The sequence below is a fragment of the Haemophilus sp. C1 genome, assembly GCF_001276515.1.
Classification (GTDB): Bacteria; Pseudomonadota; Gammaproteobacteria; order Enterobacterales; family Pasteurellaceae; genus Haemophilus.
The window spans coordinates 1-794 of record NZ_LDVZ01000068.1 but is presented as its reverse complement, the minus strand read 5'-3'; the positions used below and the strand labels follow the sequence as shown (position 1 = coordinate 794).

The following is a 794-nucleotide window of genomic DNA, read 5'->3' as shown; positions in this document are numbered from 1 at the left end:
CAGGGTCAAATTGATAGTGTTAAAGAAACAGCAGATGCGGTTGTTAATTTAGATGATACCGTTGTGTCTTTATGGGAAGCAATCTCAAACCCAGGGAAGACCTATAATAATGTTGTGGTCTCGTTGAAAGATTGGGATGAGGCTTATGCGCTTGCCCTTCAAGAAAACCCAAAACTCGCGGGAGAAATGCAAGGTTACCGTCAAGGTAAAATGAAAGGTGTTTCGACTGGAGGCGTGGTTCTAAGTGGTACGGGATTGGGGATAGCTAAGTCTATTGCTAAATTAAAAAATGGAAAGATTGATGTAGCCCATTCAGGTATTAATGTCGCGAAGATAAAACCTAAAACTTGTTCTTTCCGTGGTGACATGGAAGTGAAAACGGAGCAAGGTTACAAGCCGATAGCGTCTATTAAGGTCGGAGATAAGGTTTATGCGAAAAATGAACTGACAGGACAAATGACCTATCAGCGTGTACAAGCGCACTACAACAATCCGTATGATTTTACGGTATATGTAGAAGTGATTGATGAACAAGGCAAACAGCAAACCATTGTTTCAAACAAAATTCATCCATTCTTTACCCAGGTAAATCAAGGTGAGCTAGTACCGAGTTCTGAGGGGCATCACTACAACGGAGAAATCCAAAACGCTCAGTGGGTAGATGCACAAAATCTGAAAGCCGGCTATAAGTTATTGTCAGAAAATAATCATTGGCAAACGGTGAAGGGTGTTAGCATCAAGGCTGAGAAGTTAAGTGCATATAACTTGACAGTTGAGACTGATCATACTTACTT

The 794-nt window shown here is 41.1% G+C and carries 1 protein-coding gene; it reads left to right on the top strand.

Features of this window, described 5'->3' with window-relative positions; translation table 11 throughout:
• Positions 1–63: 63 nt before the first annotated feature.
• Positions 64–794 (top strand): polymorphic toxin-type HINT domain-containing protein (locus ABW51_RS10425; RefSeq protein WP_231625720.1); only part of this gene is annotated, 731 nt, incomplete at its 3' end.